Raw genomic sequence first — 1,125 nt, 5'->3', positions numbered from 1 at the left:
GTCATCGGTCAACGCCAGCTCGGCCATCGGCCGCCCCATCTTCGCCATGAAGACAGTCTACTTATTCAACGAATCTACGACGCAGGACACTAGGTTCAGCGATCACACAAGGCGGGTGCACCTCTTCCGTGCAGGCGCTTACCGAGTGGAGCCGCGGCTTGTCCGTGCAGGCCAGCGGGAAGGGACAGGTCGGCAAGGCGGGAGCGGTGTTGTTGAGCGCGCTCGCGGACCGGACCGGGCTGACCGGCGGCCTGTCGCAGCGACTGAAGCCCAGGGGCCGCAAGGTCGTTCACGACCGCGGCCGGATGCTGGTCGACCTGGCCGTGGTGCTCTGCCTGGGCGGCAAGGCCCTGGCCGACATACGTCTGCTCGACCACCTTGCGAAGGTCTTCGGCCCGGCCGGGGCCCTCCACGATGTGGCGCGCACTCAAGGCCCTGGACGCGAAGGCAGTGGACCGGATCTGCGCGGTACGCGCCCGCACCCGGGTCTACGTATGGCAGCAGCTCGCCCTGCGCCCGGCCGGCTTCCCCTGGCTGACGGTGGCCCGGCACCGCCTGACCGGCTGGGTCGTGCTGGACGTGGACGCCACCCTGGTCAACACCGCCAGCGCCAAGCAGGGGGCGGCGGTCACCTGGAAGAAGGGATTCGGCTACCACCCCATCGCCGTGACCTGCGACAACACCCGCGAGATGCTGGCGGTGCACCTCCGCCCCGGCAACGCGGGCTCCAACACCGTCGCCGACCACGTCGCCGTCCTGGCCGAGGCCGTGCGCCAGGTCCCGGCCTGCCTGCGCACGAAGATCCTGATCCGCGCGGACGGCGCCGGCGGCACCCACGGCCTGATCGAGTGGATCCGCTCCGGCGGCGGCAACAAGAAGTTCACCTGGCACTACTCGCTCGGCTTCACCGTCACCGCCGGCCTGGAGAAACTGATCGCGAAGGTTCCGCGCCTGGCCTGGCGCGCGGCGATGAACGTCGCCGACCGCCCGATCGGCGACACCTGGGTCATGGAGATGAGCGGCCGCACTGGCCTAGTAGGGCTTTGTTAGGTACCCCAAGTGCTCCTCGTCGGATAGATTGTGATCTTCTTTCAGGTGTGACTCCTGAGGAGATGGAAGAGGTCC

General features: G+C 68.3%; 1 protein-coding gene. It reads left to right on the top strand.

The window, feature by feature from the left end:
- The first annotated feature begins 414 nt into the window (after positions 1–414).
- The gene (locus ABZV38_RS40535) at positions 415–1,050 is read left to right on the top strand and encodes a transposase (RefSeq protein WP_356333988.1); all 636 of its coding nucleotides are present in this window, start codon (positions 415–417) and stop codon (positions 1,048–1,050) included.
- Positions 1,051–1,125: the final 75 nt, after the last annotated feature.

This window comes from Streptomyces sp. NPDC005181 (assembly GCF_040608395.1).
Classification (GTDB): Bacteria; Actinomycetota; Actinomycetes; order Streptomycetales; family Streptomycetaceae; genus Streptomyces.
Note: the sequence above shows the minus strand (reverse complement) of the source record. Positions and strands in the feature narration are given on the sequence as shown.